At 71.7% G+C, this 18,859-nt stretch carries 16 protein-coding genes; 7 read left to right on the forward strand and 9 right to left on the reverse strand.

The window, feature by feature from the left end; all coding sequences use genetic code 11:
• The first annotated feature begins 11 nt into the window (after nt 1-11).
• On the forward strand, nt 12-1,034 hold the full coding sequence (locus ACGFNH_RS07770; protein WP_393652116.1) for a phosphotransferase family protein: 1,023 nt from the start codon (nt 12-14) through the stop codon (nt 1,032-1,034).
• Between the two features lie 6 nt (nt 1,035-1,040).
• Nucleotides 1,041-2,255 (forward strand): acyl-CoA dehydrogenase family protein, encoded by a 1,215-nt coding sequence (locus ACGFNH_RS07775; protein WP_393652117.1) that lies wholly within the window; start codon nt 1,041-1,043, stop codon nt 2,253-2,255.
• A gap of 435 nt (nt 2,256-2,690) precedes the next feature.
• On the opposite strand, the gene ACGFNH_RS07780 is transcribed toward ACGFNH_RS07775, so the two are convergent.
• From ACGFNH_RS07780 to ACGFNH_RS07790, 3 genes are read right to left on the reverse strand one after another with little or no spacing between them, the layout of a single operon-like run.
• Nucleotides 2,691-3,284 (reverse strand): TetR/AcrR family transcriptional regulator, encoded by a 594-nt coding sequence (locus ACGFNH_RS07780; protein ID WP_393652118.1) that lies wholly within the window; start codon nt 3,282-3,284, stop codon nt 2,691-2,693.
• Between the two features lie 54 nt (nt 3,285-3,338).
• Nucleotides 3,339-4,994 (reverse strand): class I adenylate-forming enzyme family protein, encoded by a 1,656-nt coding sequence (locus ACGFNH_RS07785; RefSeq protein ID WP_393652119.1) that lies wholly within the window; start codon nt 4,992-4,994, stop codon nt 3,339-3,341.
• A complete protein-coding gene (locus ACGFNH_RS07790; RefSeq protein WP_393652250.1) occupies nt 4,991-5,743 on the reverse strand; it encodes an SDR family oxidoreductase in 753 nt (250 codons plus the stop codon). Before ACGFNH_RS07790 ends, ACGFNH_RS07785 begins: the two co-directional genes overlap by 4 nt.
• A gap of 157 nt (nt 5,744-5,900) precedes the next feature.
• On the opposite strand from ACGFNH_RS07790, the gene ACGFNH_RS07795 reads away from it, so the two are divergent.
• A complete protein-coding gene (locus ACGFNH_RS07795; RefSeq protein WP_393652120.1) occupies nt 5,901-7,208 on the forward strand; it encodes an exo-beta-N-acetylmuramidase NamZ domain-containing protein in 1,308 nt (435 codons plus the stop codon).
• Nucleotides 7,209-7,345: 137 nt separating this feature from the next.
• Here the strand turns inward: ACGFNH_RS07795 and ACGFNH_RS07800 are convergent, their stop codons facing one another.
• Nucleotides 7,346-8,716 (reverse strand): CAP domain-containing protein, encoded by a 1,371-nt coding sequence (locus ACGFNH_RS07800; RefSeq protein WP_393652121.1) that lies wholly within the window; start codon nt 8,714-8,716, stop codon nt 7,346-7,348.
• Between the two features lie 315 nt (nt 8,717-9,031).
• Nucleotides 9,032-9,940: a TIGR01777 family oxidoreductase gene (locus tag ACGFNH_RS07805; protein WP_393652122.1), complete on the reverse strand. Its 909-nt coding sequence runs from the start codon at nt 9,938-9,940 to the stop codon at nt 9,032-9,034.
• A gap of 260 nt (nt 9,941-10,200) precedes the next feature.
• On the opposite strand from ACGFNH_RS07805, the gene ACGFNH_RS07810 reads away from it, so the two are divergent.
• On the forward strand, nt 10,201-10,392 hold the full coding sequence (locus ACGFNH_RS07810) for a hypothetical protein (RefSeq protein ID WP_393652123.1): 192 nt from the start codon (nt 10,201-10,203) through the stop codon (nt 10,390-10,392).
• 147 nt (nt 10,393-10,539) lie between these two features.
• On the opposite strand, the gene ACGFNH_RS07815 is transcribed toward ACGFNH_RS07810, so the two are convergent.
• The 4 genes from ACGFNH_RS07815 to ACGFNH_RS07830 form a co-directional block, all read right to left on the reverse strand.
• On the reverse strand, nt 10,540-11,367 hold the full coding sequence (locus ACGFNH_RS07815; protein WP_393652124.1) for a hypothetical protein: 828 nt from the start codon (nt 11,365-11,367) through the stop codon (nt 10,540-10,542).
• Between the two features lie 162 nt (nt 11,368-11,529).
• Nucleotides 11,530-11,997 (reverse strand): hypothetical protein, encoded by a 468-nt coding sequence (locus tag ACGFNH_RS07820; protein WP_393652125.1) that lies wholly within the window; start codon nt 11,995-11,997, stop codon nt 11,530-11,532.
• Between the two features lie 177 nt (nt 11,998-12,174).
• On the reverse strand, nt 12,175-12,771 hold the full coding sequence (locus ACGFNH_RS07825; protein WP_393652126.1) for a sigma-70 family RNA polymerase sigma factor: 597 nt from the start codon (nt 12,769-12,771) through the stop codon (nt 12,175-12,177).
• Between the two features lie 373 nt (nt 12,772-13,144).
• Nucleotides 13,145-15,991, reverse strand: a complete 2,847-nt coding sequence (locus ACGFNH_RS07830) for a penicillin acylase family protein (RefSeq protein ID WP_393652127.1) — start codon at nt 15,989-15,991, stop codon at nt 13,145-13,147.
• A gap of 269 nt (nt 15,992-16,260) precedes the next feature.
• On the opposite strand from ACGFNH_RS07830, the gene ACGFNH_RS07835 reads away from it, so the two are divergent.
• The 3 genes from ACGFNH_RS07835 to ACGFNH_RS07845 all read left to right on the forward strand — a co-directional run bounded on the left by ACGFNH_RS07835 (nt 16,261) and on the right by ACGFNH_RS07845 (nt 18,826).
• On the forward strand, nt 16,261-16,866 hold the full coding sequence (locus ACGFNH_RS07835; protein WP_393652128.1) for a hypothetical protein: 606 nt from the start codon (nt 16,261-16,263) through the stop codon (nt 16,864-16,866).
• A 437-nt stretch (nt 16,867-17,303) separates the two neighbouring features.
• A complete protein-coding gene (locus ACGFNH_RS07840) occupies nt 17,304-18,695 on the forward strand; it encodes an OFA family MFS transporter (RefSeq protein WP_393652129.1) in 1,392 nt (463 codons plus the stop codon).
• Nucleotides 18,692-18,826, forward strand: a complete 135-nt coding sequence (locus tag ACGFNH_RS07845; protein WP_393652130.1) for a hypothetical protein — start codon at nt 18,692-18,694, stop codon at nt 18,824-18,826. The genes ACGFNH_RS07840 and ACGFNH_RS07845 overlap by 4 nt, the downstream gene beginning before the upstream one ends.
• The last annotated feature ends 33 nt before the right edge of the window (nt 18,827-18,859 follow it).

The raw sequence follows: 18,859 nt of genomic DNA on the forward strand, positions 1-18,859 counted from the left end.
GAGAGTGCCCGATGAGCAACGATCACCCGCCCGGACTCGACCTGGAGCGGCTGCGCGGCCATCTGGACCGCGAACGCCCCGGGCTGGTCCGGGGGCCGCTCGACGCCGAGCTGATCGAGGGCGGCCGGTCGAACCTCACGTACCGGGTCACCGACGGCACGTCCCGCTGGGTCGTCCGCCGTCCGCCGCTGGGGCATGTCCTCGCCACCGCGCACGACATGCGCCGCGAGCACCGCGTCATCAGCGCCCTGCACTCCACCGCCGTGCCGGTGCCCGAGCCTCTGCTGCTGTGCGAGGACGAGACCGTCATCGGGTCGCCGTTCTATGTCATGGAGTTCGTGGAGGGAACGCCGTACCGGACCACCCCGCAGCTGTCCGCGCTCGGGCCCGAGCGGACGCGCGGGGTGGTGCTCGGCCTGGTCGACACCCTGGTGGACCTGCACGCGGTCGACCCTGAGGCAGCGGGGCTCGGGGATTTCGGGCGCCCCGAGGGCTTCCTCGACCGGCAGCTCCGCCGCTGGGGCAAGCAGCTCGACGCCTCGCGCAACCGTGAACTGCCGGGCATCGACGAGCTGCACGCCGCCCTCGGCCGCGCCCTGCCCGGCTCCCCCTCCCCCACCGTCGTCCACGGCGACTACCGCCTCGACAACGTGCTGGTGGACGGAGACGACCGGATCCGGGCGATTCTCGACTGGGAGATGTCCACGCTCGGCGATCCGCTGACCGACCTCGGCCTGCTGGTGATGTACAGCCGTCGCGTCGACGTACGCGACTCCCCCGTCCCGACGACGGCGGGCGCGCCGGGGCACCCGGAGCCGGCGGAGCTCATCGAGCGGTACGCGACGGGCTCCGGCCGCGATGTCTCGGCCGTCTCCTGGTACGAGGCGTTCGCCTGGTTCAAGCTCGCGGTCATCCTCGAAGGCATCCACTACCGCTTCACGCTCGGGCAGACCGTCGGCGCGGGTTTCGACCGCATCGGCGACCTCGTCCCCGTCTTCATCGACAACGGCCTCACCACCCTTCAGGAGAGCTGAGCAGCCATGGACTTCGCATTCGACGCCCGCACGGAGGAGCTCCGTGCGAAGCTCCTCGCCTTCATGGACGAGCACGTGCACCCCGCCGAGGAGGTGGCGAAGGAGCAGCACGCCCAGCTCTCCTCCCCCTGGCTGACTCCGCCCGTCTTCGAGGAGCTGAAGGCCGAGGCCCGCGCGCAGGGCCTGTGGAACCTCTTCCTCCCGGACACGGAGTACGGCGCCGGGCTGACCAATCTCCAGTACGCCCCGCTGGCCGAGATCACCGGCCACAGCCCGCACCTGGCCCCGACGGCCCTCAACTGCGCGGCGCCGGACACCGGAAACATGGAGGTGCTCGCCCAGTTCGGCAACGAACAGCAGCGCAAGCAGTGGCTGGAGCCGCTGCTCGCCGGCGAGATCCGGTCGGCGTTCGCGATGACCGAGCCCGAGGTGGCCTCCTCGGACGCGACGAACATCGAGACGCGGATCGAGCGGGACGGCGACGACTACGTCATCACCGGACGCAAGTGGTACATCTCCGGCGCGATGAACCCCAACTGCCAGATCTTCATCGTCATGGGCAAGACCGACCCGGGCGGCGAGGACATCCGCCGCCAGCAGTCGATGATCCTCGTCCCGCGCGACGCCCCGGGGCTCGAAGTCCGGCGCGCCATGCGGGTCTACGGCTACGAGGACCACTTCCACGGCGGGCACGCCGAGGTCGTCTTCGACCGCGTCCGCGTACCGGCCACCAACCTGATCGGCGAGGAGGGCGGCGGCTTCGCCATCGCCCAGGCCCGCCTGGGGCCGGGCCGCATCCACCACTGCATGCGGCTGATCGGCATGGCGGAGCGGGCGATCGAGCTGATGTGCCGCCGGGCGGTCTCCCGTACGGCGTTCGGCAAGCCGCTGGCCCGGCAGGGCCAGGTGATGGAGTGGATCGCGGACGCGCGGGTGGCGGTGGAACAGCTGCGCCTGCTGGTGCTGAAGACGGCCTGGCTGATGGACACCGTCGGCAACAAGGGCGCGCACACGGAGATCCAGGCCATCAAGATCGCGACGCCGCGTACGGTCGTCGACATCCTGGACCAGGCGGTCCAGCTCCACGGCGCGGGCGGAGTCAGCCAGGACTTCCCCCTCGCGGAACTGTGGTCGGGCGCCCGCACGCTCCGCCTGGCCGACGGCCCGGACGAGGTCCACCAACGGTCGCTGGCGCGCCGCGAGTTGAAGCGGTACGCGTAGTCGCCCCGGCGGGCGGGACTTCTTCCCGTCCGCGGACGCGGAGCCTCTGGAGGCGGGAGGAAGGCGGTGAAGCGCCGACCTCCCGCCGTATCGCGACGGCGGGACCCGCGTGCGGCCGGAGCCGAACGGCGTCAACGACCGTGAACCCGCCCCGCCCGACCATCGGCCGCAGCGAAGCCGGTACCGCCGATCACGAGGGCTGTGGCGGAAACGCCACCGCGGCGGGATCAGGATCGACCCACCGCTCGATCAGCTCCGCGGCAAGGAGGCCGGCTCGGCCCCCGCGGAAGCACGAAGCGGGAGCACTGAGCGGAAGCACTGAGCGGAAGCACGAAGCGGCCCCCGCGCAGGCGGAAGGCCGCCCCCTCAGCCGCGCGGGAAGGCCAGGGCTCGCCGCTCCGGCAGCGGCGGAGGGGCGCCGCCGGAGCGCAGAGACTACGGACGCAACGCCCGGAGCAGGAGGTCCGCCAGGTGGTCCGCCACCTGGTGGGGTGTCATCGGGCCCGCCGGGCGATACCACGTCGACAGGTGGTGGACCGACCCGAAGTGGTAGTCCACCACCAGGTCCGCCGGTGTCGCCGTGCTGAAGACGCCGTTCTCCTGGCCCTCCTCGATCAGGGCCCGGAAGCGCTCGTGGTAGCGGCGCCGCTCCGCGCGGACCTGCTTGTGCTTCTCCGGGCTCAGGTGGTGCATGGAGCGCCAGAAGATCGACGCGTCGTCGAGGTTGTCGATCGTGGTCACCACGACGTCCGCCGCCGCGTCGCGCAGCCGCTGCTCGACCGGGGCGTCCGCGTCCGCGAAGGCGTCCAGCCGCTCCTGCTGGAGCCGCAGCACGCGACCGTAGATCTCGTGCAGCAGATCGTCCTTCGAGCCGAAGTAGTGGTACAGCGCGCCCTTGGTGACGCCCGCGGCTTCGACGATGTCCTGCACGGAGGTCCGGTCGTAGCCGCGTTCCGCGAAGAGACGGGTGGCGGCGGCCAGCAGTCGCTGCGGGACGGGGCTGCCGTCCCCGTCCGTCGTTCTGGCCATTGCCGCCACCCGCCTTTCGTTCGTTGCCGGCGCTTCCCGGCCGGTCCTTGCGCGTTATCCGCGGGATCGCAGTTCCCGCCGGAGGATCTTCCCACTTGTCGTCTTCGGCAGCTCCGGCAGGATCTCCACATCGCGCGGATACTTGAATGCCGCGAGACGTTCCTTGCAGTACGCGGCCAGTTCCTGCGGTTCCGCCTCCGCGTCCGGACGCAGGCTGACGTACGCCTTCACCGTCTCGCCGCGGTAGGGGTCCGGCACGCCGACCACCGCCGCCTCGCGCACCGCCGGATGGGTGTAGAGGACGTCCTCGACCTCGCGCGGCCACACCTTGAAGCCGGACGCGTTGATCATGTCCTTCTTGCGGTCGACGACGTACAGCCAGCCGCTCTCGTCCATGAAGCCGATGTCGCCGGTGCGCAGTTCACCGTCCGGGAGGGCTTCCGCGCTGGCCTCCGGCCGACGCCAGTAGCCGGGCACGACCATCGGACCGCGGACCACGATCTCGCCCTGTTCGCCGAACGGCACGTCCCGGCCGTTCTCGTCCACGATCCGCACCACCGTGTCGGGCCCCGGTACGCCGACGGACAGCGTGCCCGACGCCGGGTCGACGGGCGCCTCGCGCTGGGGCGGGACGCTGGCACAGGGGGCGGTGCACTCGGTGAGCCCGTACCCGTTGCGGATGTACGGGCCGAAGCCCGCCCGGAACTTCTCCACCAGCGCGGGCGGCAGCGGCGCCCCGCCCGAGGAGATCATCGAGAAGGAGCCGAAGTGGTCCGGGGTGCAGGAGGGGTGGGCGGCCAGGGCCATGAAGGCCGTGGACGGGCCGACGGTGTACGCGGGCCGGTGCTCGGCGAAGGCGTCGAGGACGACACCGGGCTCGAAGCGGTAGGCGAGGGCGAGCGTGCCGCCGCTCGCGAGGCAGGCGCACAGCTCGCAGACCATGCCGGTGATGTGGAAGAGCGGGGCGAGGCCGAAGTAGGTGGATCCTTCGGGCAGATCGAGGCCGGTGCGCTGGCGTTCCGCGTTGTACGCGATGTTGCCGTGGGTGTTCATGGCGCCCTTGGGGGTGCCGCTGGTGCCCGAGGTGTAGCTGATCAGCGCGAGGTCGCCGGCGGACGGCTCCCTGTTCGCGGGGGCCGGGGCGCCGCGGCGCGCGGCCTCCAACAGATCCTCGGCGCCGTCGGGCACCGGTATCCGCGCACCGCGCAGGACGCGCTCGTCGTTGCGCGTCTGCAGGTCGAACTCACTGGTCGTCAGCACGATGCGGACCGGCGAGCCCTCCGCGGTGGCGCGCAGATACGACTCCCAGGCCCGGTCCGCGCAGACCAGCGCGGTCACCTCGGCGTCGGCGAGGACGTGCGCGACCTCCCGTTCCTTGTACATCGGGTTGACCGGTACGACCGTCCCGCCCGCCTTCCACGCGGCGAGCACCGCCAGCGCGAACTGCGGCACGTTCTGGAGGACGACGGCCAGCCGGTCGCCGCGTGCGAAGCCGCGTTCGGCGAGGTGGCCGGCGAGGGCGTCCGAGAGCGCGTCGGCCTCCGCGTAGCCGATCCGCCCGTCGAAGTAGGCGAGCGCGGTCGATCCGGGACGGGAGTGCGCCCGGTCGCGGAAGGCGTGCAGCACGGTCTCGGGCGGGGTGGCGGGGGCGCGCTGGGCGTCGGTGAGCAGGGAGAGCCAGGGCTGGGCGGCGTAGGGGGAAGTGGTCACCTGGCGGCCTCCCACTTCTGCTGGATGTGGTTCATCCCTGCGAGCCAGCGGTCGTTCTCGGTGGCGCGTGCCGCGTAGAAGCCGGCGACCTCGGCGTGCGGAAGGACCAGGAAGCGGCCCTCGGCCATCGCGTCGAAGAGGGCGTCCGCGACGTCCTCGGGGTCGATGGCGGTCGGTGCCAGCACGATCTCGCCCGCGCTGCCGGACGCGGTCAGCATGTCCGTACGAACGCCCTGGGGGCAGATCGCGTGCACCTCGATGCCGCGATGGCGATAGGTGAGGGACAGCCATTCGGCGAAGGCGAGGGCGCCGTGCTTGGTGACGCTGTACGGGGCAGCGCCGATCATGGTGAGCAGCCCGGCCGCGGAGACGGTGGACACGAAGCGCCCGCGGCCGCGTTCGAGCCATGCGGGCAGCAGTTCCCGCGCCGCCCTGACGTGCGCCATCACGTTGACGTCCCAGGCGTCGGCCCACACGTCCTCGCCGGCGTCCTCGTCACCGCCCGACGCGAGCCCGGCGTTGGCGCAGTAGATGTCGACGGTTCCGCCCAGCGCGTCGCGCGCGTCGGCGACGACGGCCGAGGCGTCGCCGGGGACGGCGGTGCCGCCGATCTCCTCGGCGACGGCCCTGGCCTTGTCCGCGTTCAGATCGTTGACGACGACCCGGGCGCCCTCCGCGGCGAACCTGCGGGCGAGTGCGGCCCCGATCCCTCCCCCGGCTCCGGTGACGACGACTCCGGCATCTTCCAGCGTCTTTCCGTCGTTCACGTCGCGGCTCCTTCGACTCGGCTCAAGCGCGGCTCGACTGCGAGCAGACTAACCAGTCGGTATGTTGTGGCGAAAGAGGGGCCCCGCTGTGTGCGGGGGTCGTTCCGCCGGGCGCCTCGGGGCGCTAGCGTGCGCGGACATGTCGACTTCTGCGGAATCGAATCTGTCCAGACGGAGACTGCTGGCCGCCACCGGAGCCGCGGGGGCACTCGCGGCCGGGGTCGGTCCGGCATCGGGGGCCGAGCGGGGGCGCGGTGGTGACGCCGGCTCCCCGGGCGTCGGCGGGGGAAGGGTGCGTACGGGTTTCGACCGGCTTGCGGCGTCGGGCTACCGGCTGCTGGACGGACAGCGCGTGGGCATGGTGACGAACCCGACCGGCGTCACCGCGGACGTCCGCCACATCGTGGACGTCATGCACCCCGACGACCGGGTGAATCTGACCGCCGTCTTCGGCCCCGAGCACGGGTTCCGCGGCACGGCCCAGGCCGGCGGATCCGAGGGGCGCTACGACGACCCCGCGACGGGACTTCCGGTCTTCGACACCTACCAGAAGAGCGGGCAGGCTCTGGCCGACATCTTCACCGAGTCGGAAGTCGACACCGTCGTCTTCGACATCCAGGACGCGGGCGCGCGCTTCTACACATACATCTGGACCCTCTACGACTGCATGGTCGCCGCGGTGCTCGCGGGCAGGCGCGTCGTCGTCCTGGACCGGCCGAATCCGGTCACCGGGCGCCACGCGTACGGGCCGGTGCTCGACAAGGAGTACGCCACCTTCGTCGGGCGCGAGCCGATCGCCCAGGCACACGGCATGACGGTGGCCGAGCTGGCACTGCTGTTCAACGCCGAGTTCGTGCCCGGGGTGGCCGGCCGGGCGGCCGACCTGGAGATCGTGGAGATGTCCGGCTGGCGGCGCGAGGACTTCTTCGACGCCACGGGCCTGCCGTGGGTGCCGCCGAGCCCCAACATGCCGACGCCGGAGACCGCCCTCGTCTACTCCGGCACCTGTCTGTTCGAGGGCACCAACCTGTCCGAGGGCCGCGGCACCACCCGCCCGTTCGAGCTGCTCGGCGCGGAAGGCATCGACCGCCGGTGGGCCGAGGCCGCGAACGACCTCGACCTGCCGGGCATCCGCTTCCGGGAGGCGTACTTCACGCCCACGTTCTCGAAGTTCCAGGGCAAGACGGTCGGCGGCGTTCAGCTCCACATCCACGACCGGGAGGCGTACGACCCGGTACGCACCGGCATCGGGCTGCTGGTCACCGCGAAGCGGGTGTGGAGCGGATTCGCGTGGCGCGAGGACAAGTGGATCGACAAGCTGACGGGATCGGCGACGGTCCGGACGATGATCGACGACGGGGCGGACACGGACGAGGTCACGCGGGCCTGGCGGGAACGGCTCACGGCCTTCCGAGCCGTACGGAAGAAGTACCTCCGGTACCGCTGAGCCGGGCCAGCTCACGGCGGACCCCGCTCAACGAGCGCCGCGCCCGAGGGAGTTCGGTCCGGGACCGGGCTCCCTCGGGCGCGTCGGGGTTCTCTTCGGCCGCGTACGCGACGCAGGCGACCGGGCGACCGGGCCGTTCAGCGGCGCCGGGTACCGAAGCTCTGGGACCACCAGCGGCCGCTGGAGCTGTCGCCCTCGCGTACGCCGACGCCGATCTCCTGGTAGCCGCAGTTGAGGATGTTGGCCCGGTGCCCGGGGCTGTTCATCCAGTCCTGCGTGACCTGGGCAGGGCTCTCCTGGCCGCGCGCGATGTTCTCCCCGATCGCGGACCAGCCCCCGTACCCGGCACGCATCGCGCGGGTGCTCGGGCGCGAACCGTCGGGGGCGGTGTGGGACAGCTTGCCGGTCTTCGCCATGTCGTCGGCGTGGCCGTTCGCGGCCTGCGAGAGCTTGCGGCTGACGCGCAGCGGTCGGCAACCCGCCGCGGTCCGCTTGGCGTTGATGAGCCGGACCACCTGACGTGCCGCACCCCGCAGCACACCGGTCTTCGGCTTCGCCTGCTCGGCCCCGGCCTTCGCCGGCGTCTTGGCACCCGTGGCGGCGGACGCGGTCCCACCGTCCTGGGCGGCACGGGGCGCCTTGGGCCTGCTGGAGGGGTGACGCTCATGCTTGCGCGGGTTCTTGGGCTTGGCCGCCGGCCGGCGCTCATGTTCCCGAGGTGTCCCGGGCCGTACGGAGGGGCGCCGTTCGGGCTCTCGCGGCGGCTCGATGTGGGCGGACGGGGGCTGGGCGGACGGCTCCACGGCGGGCTCCTGATCCGGCATCCGGTGCTGCGCATCGGTCCGGGAGACCGGTGCGGAAGGCGGCGCCTGCTGGGCGTCCGGCTGCGAGGGCCGGGACTCCGGCTGTGCGGGCCGCTCCTCGGCCTCGGGCCGTGCGGACGGGACCTGGGACGGCTGCTCGGAGTCGGGCTGCGACGGCTGCTGAGCAACGGGCTCCGGCGCGGCGGGCTGCGAAGGCTGCGCCTGCGCCTCCAAAGGCTGCGACTGCTGGGCCGGCTGACTCTGAGGCGGTGCGTGCTGCTCCATGGGCTGGGCCGGCTGAGCCTGAGGCGGGGCCTGCTGCTCCGTGGGCTGGGCGTGCTGCTCCATGGGCTGAGCCTGCTGCGACGGCTCGGGGGGCATCGAGGGCATGTGCGCGTGGTCGCGCTCCGGCATCGGCGACCAGGTCCACACGTGCGAGGTCGCCCCATCCTCCGGCGGCCGGTCGTCGCCCGCGCCGTCGTGCGCGGCACCGTTCGTCCCGGCCTCGCCGGAACCGTCCGGCTGTCCGGGATATCCGGGGTGTCCGGGCTGACCGGGCTGACCGGGCTGACCGGGCTGACCGGGCTGACCGGGAGCGCCGGGCAGTCCCGCGTCGTCACCCGCCGCGGCGGGCGGGGGCTCGGTGTCGGCCCAGGCGCTGCCCGCGGGCAGTCCCAGGGTCGCTGCCAGAACCGCGGCGGGCACGACGAACCGCAGCCGCGCTCCACCTCTGCCGCACCCACGGCGCGGCCGAACTCGGAGGGGCCGCTGAGGGCCGGTGTGGAAGTCCATGACCCATGCGTACCGGGCGGGCATGGGGGTCGCATGCCGCGTCGTCCGATCGAGCAACTGCACTGCGCCGTACGGAGCATGGAACGGGGCCGGATCGCGCAGCGCGCCGCGTTGGACCGTACGGCAGACGGCGTACGGCAGTCGGCGGACAGGAGGCGGACGGACGGTCCGGCGGCGGACGGGAGGCGGACGGACGGTCCCCCGATCTCTGCCCCGCGCGCCGGGGCGTCAGCCGGTTCGCAGGAGGAGGTCTTCGAGGGCCGGCCGGAGGTCGGGGTGGCGGAAGGCGAAGCCCTGGCCGGTCAGCCGGGCCGGGACGCAGCGGCGGCCGGTGAGCGCGAGCGCCGGGTCGGTCCGCATCAGCACGGCTCCTGCCCGGACCAGCCAGGCCGGGGTGGGCGGGGCCGCCGGCCGGTGCAGTACGTCCCGCAGCGCGGCCATGAGTTCGGCGTTGCGGACGGGGTTGGGGCTGGTGGCGTGGACGACTCCGGTGAGGGCCGGATCCGTCAGGGCCAGCCGGATCATGGCGAGCAGATCGTCGATGTGCAGCCAGCTCATCCACTGCCGGCCGTCCGCGATGCGTCCGCCCAGCCCCCAGCGGGCGAGTCCGGCGATGCGGTCCAGCGCCGGGGTGTTCCGGTCCAGGACCACCGCGGTGCGCAGCACCACCTGCCGTCCGGCAGGTGCGCCGTCGGCGGCCGCCTCCCACGCGCGTGCCACACCGGCCATCTGCGGCGGGCCGTCCGCCGGGGGCGCGTGCTCGTCCAGCACGGCCTCGCCGCCGTCGCCGTAGATGGCCAGCGTGCTCATCTGCACCCAGACGCGCGGCGGGGTGGCCAGGCCGGCCGCGGCGCGGGCCAGTGCGGTGGTGGGGTCCACGCGGGAGCGGGTCAGCAGCTCGATGTTCGCCGCGGTGGGCCTGCGGTCGACGAGTTCCCCGGCGAGGTTGACGAGTGCGGCGTCCTCCAGCTCGGCCGCCCAGGGCCCGGCCGACTGCCCGTCCCAGATCGCCTGACGGTACGGGAGGTCCGGGCGCGCGGACCGGGTGAGGACGACGGCCTCGTGCCCGTGCTCGGTCAGATCGGCGGCGATGCGCCGCCCCAGAGCGCCCGAGCCGCCCGCCAGTACGACCTTCATCGTGCCTCCTTGCCGCGCGGACCCTCCCTGTTCGCAGCGTAGGCCGTGCACCGTACGGGAGCGGTGCCGGGGGCCGCGGAAGCGCGCGGTGCCTGCCGGGACCGGCGTCGGCTGTCGCACCCCCGGCGGTGGCAAGCGGCCTGACCCCGGCGGTGGGACCGGGGTCAGGCCGCCTGCCACCGTCGAACGGCATCCGGAGCCCCGGAGCAAGGTGAGCGAGTCCGCGACCGAGCGGCACATCGGCGCGGCACGGTTCCGATGTGCCCCTGCACCATGTCGGCGTCCTGGTCGTGGTCGCAGCCGGCCACCACCGCCGCTCCCCGCCGCCGGCGGACCTCGACACCTGTGGGCGGCACATCGCCCAGGACGGCAATCCCCAGGCGATGCCGATCAGTTCGACGGTCACCCGGCCGGCTCTTCTCACTGCGGAGCCGTGCCGCCGGTCCGGGTGATTTCGCGGTGCTCATCGCCTGGGACCGCGAGGTTCGACGCCTGCGGGGACGGGGATCGGTGTGCGGCTCTTTCCGGCGTTCATGCCTCGGCCCGGATCCTTCTCTTCTCTCGGTGGATGGCGGGCACGCCGTCCACCACGAACTCCGCTACGCGGTCACGGGCACGCTCACGAGAGTGCGTCCGTCCAGCCTGCGGACCTCGACGGCCCTGACGTCCTCCGGAGCCACGGCGGCCCCTCCGTCGATCTCGCTGCCGTCCCTCTCGCCCGACGGGGAGACGAGCCAGCTCGCGGCGGTCTCGCGGGTTCCCTCGCGCCCGACGACCACGAGGCGGCACGTCACGCCCGCGGGGATGCCCGCCACCGAGGCGCGGAGACGTACCCATCCCCTGGCCATGGTGACCCGCACCACCATGCGGGTGCCGGTCTTCGCGTCGGTTCCCGATGCTCCCCGCACCGATGACGTCCTCGTGTCCGTGTCCGTGCCCACGTCCGTGCCCGTGCCCGTGTCCCTGTCCGTGCCCGTGCCCGTGTCCGCATCAGGGGACGTGTCCGTGGACGTGCCTGCCTCCGCCGTCGACCGGACGGTCCCCGCCGGTCGGGCGTGGGGCGCGATGCTCTGACCGATGACGACTCCGCCGCCCAGTGCCAGGACCGTGACGGCACCGGCAGCGGCAAGCCGGGAGGCCGCGGCTCGGGACGGGCGGCGGGGAGGTCCGCCCCGCGCCACGCGTACCGTCCGTCGCACCAGCGACTCGCTCGCCGGGGGCGGCGGCCCGCCGGCCAGAGCCAGGTCGGGCGGCACCAGGTCCAGCAACTCGCGCAGGCCGTGGAGTTCGACCAACTCGAAGCTGCACGGAGCGCAGATCGAGAGATGCTCCTCCAGGGCCCGGCCGTCCTCGTCGTCCAGTGCTCCGCAGACATGGGCGACGAGCGATCCGAGGTGTTCGGGCTCGTGCTCCGGTGCCGGGATCATGGGTTCAGCTCGTCCGGTGTCGTCATGTCAGATGCCCCTCCCGTGCGCCGAGTCTCTGCTGCCGGGGTGACGTAAGCCCGGTGGGCTCGGTTCACCACGGCCGGTACGGCTCGTGTGCCGGGGCGCCGCCCTCCGGGTTCGCCGGGTCACCGCGCAGCCCTGTCACGCGACGCGCAGGATCCGGATCGTGCCGGGACCGCGCCCTTCCGGCCGTACGACGATGTCGAAGAGGCGGTCGTCCCCCGCCCCCGGGCGCAGCCGTGCCTCCTGCCCTGATGCGAGGGGCGGCCGGGCCGATTCATGGCGCTCTCCCTGCCGCGAGCCGCTGATCACGATGAGGGTGACGGGGGTCCGGCCCGTATTGCGCACGGACACCGACGTGGTGGGCGGGCATCTTCCGATGTCCACACCGGCGCAGTTGAAGCGGGTGTCCCCGAACGCGGCGGTGCCGCAGGAGAGTTCGAGGCGGTCGCGCAGGGAGGCACAGGTCTGACCGACCTCGATGGTCCGGTGTCCGCCGGTCCCGCCGGGGCCCGGTGGCGGGTTCCGCTCCGATCCCGCGAACAGCATGCCGCACGCGACGGCGGGTATCGCGAGGGCCGGGATCGTGACGGCCAGGGATCTACGCATCGTTCTGTCTTTCTTTCTTCCTCAGGGCATGCCGGCGAACGGCCGGGCGCGTGCTCGGGCAGCCAGGGAGGGAACGGTGGGGCACGGCGGGCGGTTCAGTTCCTCGCTCGCCTCGCATCGCGCCGCTGGTGTCCCTCTCCGGCGTCCGGGGCGGAAGGGCTCAAGGGGGAGGACCGCTCAGGCGGTGATCCCCCGGGCGTCGAGCGCCTCGCGCAGGGCCCGGACCGCGTAGTACGTACGGGACTTGACCGTCCCCGGCGGTACGTTCAGCTCCTGCGCCGTCTGGGCGACGCTCCGGCCGAGGTAGTGCATGTGGAGGAGGACCTCGCGGTGGTGCGGAGCGAGCTTTTCCATCGTCTCCAGGACAAGCATCGCGGTGAGCGTCTGCTCCATGTCGTCCGGCATCGCGACCTCGACGAGCGCGGCGTCGCCCGCTTCCATGGGGCGGGCCTGCTTGGACCGGTGGCCGTCGATCACCAGGTTCCGTACGACCCTGAACATCCAGGGACGGACGGATTCGGCCGTCGGATCCAGGACATCGGAGTGGCGCCATGCCCGGAGCACCGCCTCCTGTACGACGTCCTCGGCGCGGTGCCTGTCACCGTCGAGCAGGCTCGTGGCGAAGCGCACCAGAACGGCGCCGTGCTTCGCGTAGAGCGCTCTGATGAAGGCCTCGTCCGCGTGTGGCGCCGGGGAGCGTCCCGCCGTGTCCGGCGCGGGCGCGGGCGCGTCCTTTCCCTTCGGCCTGGCCTCTTCGACCACTCGGTGCCTCATGCGGAGGAGTCCTCGTCCATCGATCGCTTGTGGGGGGGGTGCCGGGTCTCGTGAAGAGACACGACACCCCCCACGATCAGGAGTGACTCTTGGTGAGTTCTTGCCGCGGCCTTGCCGTCCCCGACAAGGCCTGGTGCGCGGCACCCGCTCGCGCGTCGCGGCAGTCGGCGCGGGGCGGCCGAACGAGGGCCGGAGGCGCGGCGAGGAGGCGCGACGAGGTGCGCCGAGAGCAGGTACGGGTGACGGGCCGTACCGGTTCACGGGGTGGCTCAGCGGCGCCGGGACGTGCCTCCTGCCCCTCGGTCCTCACGGAGGCGAGAACGCGACAGGCCGCCCGGGGCGGTCACCCCGGGCGGCCTGAAGCGCACATCCCTCAGCGGTGCTTCGGGAACTCCACGACCTGCTGGAAGGTCGGGCGGTTCTGCCAGTGGATCGCGTCGTGGGCGATACCGCCGACCGCGCGGTGCACGATCGAGTCGGCGCACCACTGGTCGCCCGCCTTGCACGCGGCGTCGCCGGGATAGACCTCGTTCGCCGGCGTGGTGACGGCCTGCCGCAGACTGCTCAGCAGGGTGTCGCGGCAGGCGGACAGGTCGCCGTTGCCGCAGTACGTCTTCGTGAGCCGTCCCTTCACCGGCTCACCGAGGACCTGGCGGAGGTCCTTGTCGACATAGCTCCACCAGCCGAACTGGAACGAGGAGCCCGCATGTGCCCCCGTGGGCCCGTGGCCCGCCGAGGGGGACTCGTCGACCGGCAGATTGGCGCGCAGCGCGTCGTACAGCCCTGCACCGAGGCCCGGCTTGAACTCGGCCTCGACGAGCAGCGGCCACCAGGCGTCCATGACGCGTACGGCGTCCGGGTGGGTGTAGGCGTGCGACCCGGCGGCGGTTTCGCGCCGTTCCGCGCCCGCATCCCGCCACGACTCCAACTTCTTTACCGCATCGGCCAGTTGCGGGTCGGTGACTGGTTTGCTGCGCAGCACCTTCAGCAGTTCGGGCAGCACGTCCTCGCCGCGGAGGTCGGCGAGGGCCGCGTCCGCCATGGCGCGTGTGAGAGAGGCCCGCGTCACGCCTCCGCGCTGCACCAGCGCCCCGACGCGGTCGTCCAGCAGATCGCCGCGGTGGACCGAGCCGTTGCCGAAGCCGGCGGAGGAGTAGTCCAGCGCCTGTTTGTTGTTCCAGGAGATGTAGTAGTCCTGCCCGACGGACTGCGGGTGCTGTTCGGGCGGGGTGTACGCGGCGGTGTTGACGGACGGTTCGAAGTCCCGCCACTCGTAGTCCTTCTCGCCTCGCACGGGCAGCGACGCATCGATGCCGGCGGCGCGTACGGGGTTCAGGCCGCTGTTGTAGTACGCGGCTTCGCGGGAGTCGGCGTAGAACCAGTTGAAGGCATAGCCGACATGCTCGGTCGCGCGCTGGAAGGACTTCGCGTCCTTGACGTAGCCGGGGTCGTTGAGCATCTGGAAGCCGATGATCGAGTCGGCCTCATGACGGTAGGTGGAGCGCAGCAGGGAGTACGCGACGGGCTTGCCGTCGATCGTGGCGCGGTGCGTCACGGTGCCGTATTCGGTGCGGTGGACCTGCATGCGGTACGAGCCGGCCGCGGTGGAGTCGGCCAGCGACGGCTTCCACGCGTTGCGCAGTTCCAGCTTCTCCATCGGTTTGCAGGCCCCGCGGTAGCGGTAGTGCGTGGAGTCCTTGTCCGGGGTGGAGCCGTCGGGTTCGCACAGCTCGACGGCGTAGGTGTCGGACATGTCCTGCGAGGCGGACGTCGCGCTCCATGCGTAGTCCTGGCCGCGGCCGAGCTGGATGTACATCCCGATGCCCGCGAAGGAGGCGCCGCGGGCGCTGATGCCGGGGCCCTGGAGCTCCTGCAGCATCAGCAGCTGAGGCGCGAAGTAGCCGGTCTGCGGCCCGAAGACGGCGACCGGGTTGCCGCTCGCGGTGTGCTTGCCGGAGACGAGCAGGGCGTTGGACATGCCGCGCCGGGGGCTGGAGAACAGATCGCCGGGCAGAACGCCATCGTTGAACATGCCCTGGAGCGGCTGGAGTTTCCTCGGTGCCTTCACCGGGTCCTTGGGCGCCTTCGCCTTCTTCGCCCCGCCGCTCTTGGCCGCGCTGCTCGTGGCCGCCCCGGTGCGGTCGAACACCAGCTGCTCACGCGTGACCGAGCCGGAGTCGGGCATGGCGGTGCCGCGCGCCGTCTCGGGCTTTCCGGCGTACGGGAAGCGCTGCCCGTCGTGGACGGTGAGCGCGGCCTCCGGGTCGTTGCGCATCCGGAAGGACTCCCACACCTCGGTGCCCTCGGCGAAGCCGTACTTCTGCTGGGCGGCGAGCAGGGAGAGCGCCGATTCGACCTCCCCGCCGCCGCCGTTGCCGAAGAGCCCGCCGACCACGGAGGCGAGGGAGATCAGGTCGGTGAGCTTGAACGGCTCGATCTCGCCCTGGTTGGTGATGGCGTCGACATGGCCGGTGAGGACGTATTCACCGGGGAAGTAGCGCCCGCTCTTGGACTTCTCGCGGTAGGCGTTGAGGCCGTCGATGTACGCCTGCGCGTCCGCCATGGCCTGCTTGCCGCGCTCGCCTCCGGTCGCGATGATCCGGTCGACCTGCGCCTGGAGGTCCTTCTCGGTGTACGGGGCGAGCGGCCAGAACTGCTGCTCCAGGCCCTGGTTGGCGGGTGCGCCGCCCGCGAAGGGGGTGAGCTGCCCGCGGCCGATGTGCCGGAAGAGGTCGATCATCCAGAGCCGGTCCTGGCCGGCCGCGTATCCGGCGCCGAACTCGGTGCCTTCGCGCGTCGTGCCCTGGATGTGCGGGACACCGGTCTTCTTGTCGCGCGTGATGGTCACATCCGCGCGCGGTTTGGTGACCGAGGCGACCTGGTCCTGGGGGACGCCGAAGGAGGCGTCGTTGAAGAATTCGGTCAGCTTCTCGTCGGTCAGCGAGTCCTGGCCGGCGACAAGGGCGTTGTACGGGCCGAGCTGATCGGAGCTGTGGGCAGGCCGGGTGCCGAAGACACGGTGGGCCAGGATTTCGACGAGCGTGGCGTTGCCGTTCTCACCCGGCGGGAGGATGTCGGCGCACTGACTCCCGCAGTAGTCGGTGGCGGCGGCGGATGTGCTGCTCGGCTCTGCGGCGGTCGCGGTGGTCGGCGGCAAGGGCGCCACCAGTCCGGCAACCAGCGCGAGCAGGGCGGTGACGCGTGGGGTGCGCAATCGCATTCCTGCTCCTCCAAGGACGGATCCCAAGACGGTGGCCGGAGGTTACCGCCGGTAGAAACAGACCGGAAGACAGAAGGTGAGCAGCCGTCAACTTCCCCTGAGATCTTCCACAACCATCGCGCCCAACTCGCCATGAATCATGGCAAAGCGGACCTCCATGGCCGGTTTGTCGCTCGTGTGAATGTTCGATTGGATCCATATCGGGCTCCCGTTCGTCCATCCCTTATCGCCTCAACGCCGAAGGACGAGTCACGGAGGTGGCAAGGAAGATGGCCGGATTCAGAAGCCTCGCCGATCACGTGCGCGACCCGAGGGTTGCGACCCAGCAGCGGCGCACCGCCCTGCGCAAGTGCCTGGAGAAGTTCGCCCCGTACGGTCACCGGGCGACCTGGCATCACCTGTGCACCAGGGTCGGGGTCGGCACAAGTGATCGGCGGCCCGACCCGGAGCGGCTCGTCGCCGCCCTGGCCGAGCTGGAAGAGGCACGCACCGAATGGCTCGCCTACGACGTGAGGTTCGCGGAACGACGCAGGCGCGAGAAGCACGCCGGAATGCGCCAGCCCGGTGCGCTGGACGACTGGCATCGACGCACCTGGGGCGGCTACGGCGTCGCCTGGTGCGACGACCCCCTGCGCCACCCCACCTCCCCCCTCCCCGTTGTCGTCCGCCGTCTGGTGTCCGCGCTGGAGTCGGAACCGCGGTCCGTGTGCCCGGTCTGCGCGGAGGACGGCATCGACTGGTTCTGGGGCCTGGGCCACCACCCGGGCTCGGCACCCGTCTGCACCACGTGCGGCATCGTCGTACCCGAAGCGGTGCTGACGCCGGACGCGTTGATGGCGGCCAGAAGATCCCGGAGAGCCGCACTGGTCTCCTGAACCCCTGGCCCCCGCCCGTATCACCGTGGGAGCCGCGCCGTGACCGCCGGTTGCGCAATCGCCGGCTGCGTGAATGCCGGTCCCTTGCGCCGTGAGGACCTGATGTCGCGAAGGCCTGATGTCGCGAAGGCCTGATGTCGCGAGGACCTGACGTCCCGAGGACCTGACGTCCCGAGGACCTGACGTCGCGAGGGCCCGACGAGGCACCGGACACCGGCTCATCGCACGCCTCCGCCGGCGGCGAAGGGCCGGTGCCGTCATGCTGCGGCCGATGTCCGGAGCACCGCGGAAAGCCCCCACGCAGTGGAAGGGCCCCGGAGGAAAGCCCTTGCGGCAGGCCTTCCCGGAGATGGGTGAACGTTGTACGGTCCCCGGGCGACGCGGTTCGAACTCCTCGCCAACGCCGCCCTCGTCCCGACCGCGTTGGAGGTGACCGCATGTCCCCACGCCTCGTTCCGGACATCCTCGACCGCTCCCGTACCGTCGCCCCGCCCGGTTGGAGCCGCTGGCTCGTCCCTCCGGCCGCGCTGTCCATCCATCTCGCCATCGGACAGGCCTACGCCTGGAGCGTCTTCAAGCCACCCCTGGAGAGCTCGATGGAGCTGTCCGGAACGGCCTCGGCGCTGCCGTTCCAACTCGCCATCGTGATGCTCGGCCTCTCCGCGGCTTTCGGCGGCACGCTGGTCGAGCGGAACGGGCCGCGCTGGGCGATGTCCGTGTCCGCCCTCTGCTTCTCCTCCGGCTTCCTCATCTCCGCCCTGGGCGCGGGCACCGGCCAGTACTGGCTCGTTGTGCTCGGCTACGGCTTCGTCGGCGGCATCGGGCTCGGCATCGGCTACATCTCGCCGGTCTCCACGCTCATCAAGTGGTTCCCCGACCGCCCCGGCATGGCGACAGGCATCGCCATCATGGGTTTCGGGGGCGGGGCACTCATCGCCTCGCCCTGGTCCACGGAACTGCTCTCCGCCTTCGGCACGGACACCTCCGGCATCGCGCAGACCTTCCTGGTCATGGGCCTGGTGTACGCGGTGTTCATGACGATGGGGGTGCTGCTGGTGCGGGTGCCCGCGGACGGCTGGCGGCCCGAGGGCTGGGAACCCGCCGCGGAAGCCGCCCGCCCTCTGGTCACCACCGGGCAGGTGTCCGCCCGCAACGCCCTGCGGACACCGCAGTTCTGGTGTCTGTGGGTGATCCTGTGCACCAACGTCACGGCGGGGATCGGGATCCTGGAGAAGGCCGCTCCGATGATCACCGACTTCTTCTCCGGTACCGGTACCTCCGTCACGGTCACCGCCGCGGCAGGGTTCGTCGGCCTGCTGTCCCTGGCCAACATGCTGGGGCGGATCGTCTGGTCCTCCACCTCCGACCTGGTCGGGCGCAAGAACATCTACCGGCTCTACCTCGGCGCCGGGACCCTGATGTATCTGGCCATCGCGCTGATGGGCGACTCCTCCAAGCCGCTCTTCATCATCTGCGCGGCGGTCATCCTGTCCTTCTACGGCGGCGGGTTCGCGACCGTTCCCGCGTATCTCAAGGACCTGTTCGGCACGTTCCAGGTCGGTGCCATCCACGGCCGGCTGCTCACCGCCTGGTCCACGGCCGGGGTGCTCGGCCCACTGATCGTCAACGCCATCGCGGACGCACAGGAGTCCGCCGGCCACTCCGGACCGGACCTCTACACCACGTCCTTCTACGTCATGATCAGCCTGCTGGTGATCGGCTTCGTCGCCAATGAACTGGTCCGGCCGGTCGATCCCCGCCATCACGAACCGGAGCCCGCGCAGGAGGCGCGCCGCTCCTCCACCCCGGCCGAGGAGGCGTCGCCATGACGGACACGACCGCGCCGGAGGCCGGAGAGCGCCGGCCGCTGATGGTGCTCGCCTGGCTGTGGGTCGGCGGCCCGTTCGCGTACGGCGTGTACGAGTTGGCGCTCAAGCTGCGGCAACTCTTCACCGGCTGACGCGCGGGCATTCACCGTCTGAGGCCGACACTC

Origin of the sequence: Streptomyces sp. NPDC048639 (genome assembly GCF_043199075.1) — a bacterium.
Classification (GTDB): domain Bacteria; phylum Actinomycetota; class Actinomycetes; order Streptomycetales; family Streptomycetaceae; genus Streptomyces.

What these genes read in the sequence shown, in the direction of transcription:
- ACGFNH_RS07770 (WP_393652116.1), top strand. Translation starts at nt 12, where the DNA reads ATGAGCAACGATCACCCGCCCGGACTCGACCTGGAGCGGCTGCGCGGC.
- ACGFNH_RS07775 (WP_393652117.1), top strand. Translation starts at nt 1,041, where the DNA reads ATGGACTTCGCATTCGACGCCCGCACGGAGGAGCTCCGTGCGAAGCTC.
- ACGFNH_RS07780 (WP_393652118.1), bottom strand. Translation starts at nt 3,284, where the DNA reads ATGGCCAGAACGACGGACGGGGACGGCAGCCCCGTCCCGCAGCGACTG.
- ACGFNH_RS07795 (WP_393652120.1), top strand. Translation starts at nt 5,901, where the DNA reads ATGTCGACTTCTGCGGAATCGAATCTGTCCAGACGGAGACTGCTGGCC.
- ACGFNH_RS07805 (WP_393652122.1), bottom strand. Translation starts at nt 9,940, where the DNA reads ATGAAGGTCGTACTGGCGGGCGGCTCGGGCGCTCTGGGGCGGCGCATC.
- ACGFNH_RS07815 (WP_393652124.1), bottom strand. Translation starts at nt 11,367, where the DNA reads ATGATCCCGGCACCGGAGCACGAGCCCGAACACCTCGGATCGCTCGTC.
- ACGFNH_RS07820 (WP_393652125.1), bottom strand. Translation starts at nt 11,997, where the DNA reads ATGCGTAGATCCCTGGCCGTCACGATCCCGGCCCTCGCGATACCCGCC.
- ACGFNH_RS07825 (WP_393652126.1), bottom strand. Translation starts at nt 12,771, where the DNA reads ATGAGGCACCGAGTGGTCGAAGAGGCCAGGCCGAAGGGAAAGGACGCG.
- ACGFNH_RS07830 (WP_393652127.1), bottom strand. Translation starts at nt 15,991, where the DNA reads ATGCGATTGCGCACCCCACGCGTCACCGCCCTGCTCGCGCTGGTTGCC.
- ACGFNH_RS07835 (WP_393652128.1), top strand. Translation starts at nt 16,261, where the DNA reads ATGGCCGGATTCAGAAGCCTCGCCGATCACGTGCGCGACCCGAGGGTT.
- ACGFNH_RS07840 (WP_393652129.1), top strand. Translation starts at nt 17,304, where the DNA reads ATGTCCCCACGCCTCGTTCCGGACATCCTCGACCGCTCCCGTACCGTC.
- ACGFNH_RS07845 (WP_393652130.1), top strand. Translation starts at nt 18,692, where the DNA reads ATGACGGACACGACCGCGCCGGAGGCCGGAGAGCGCCGGCCGCTGATG.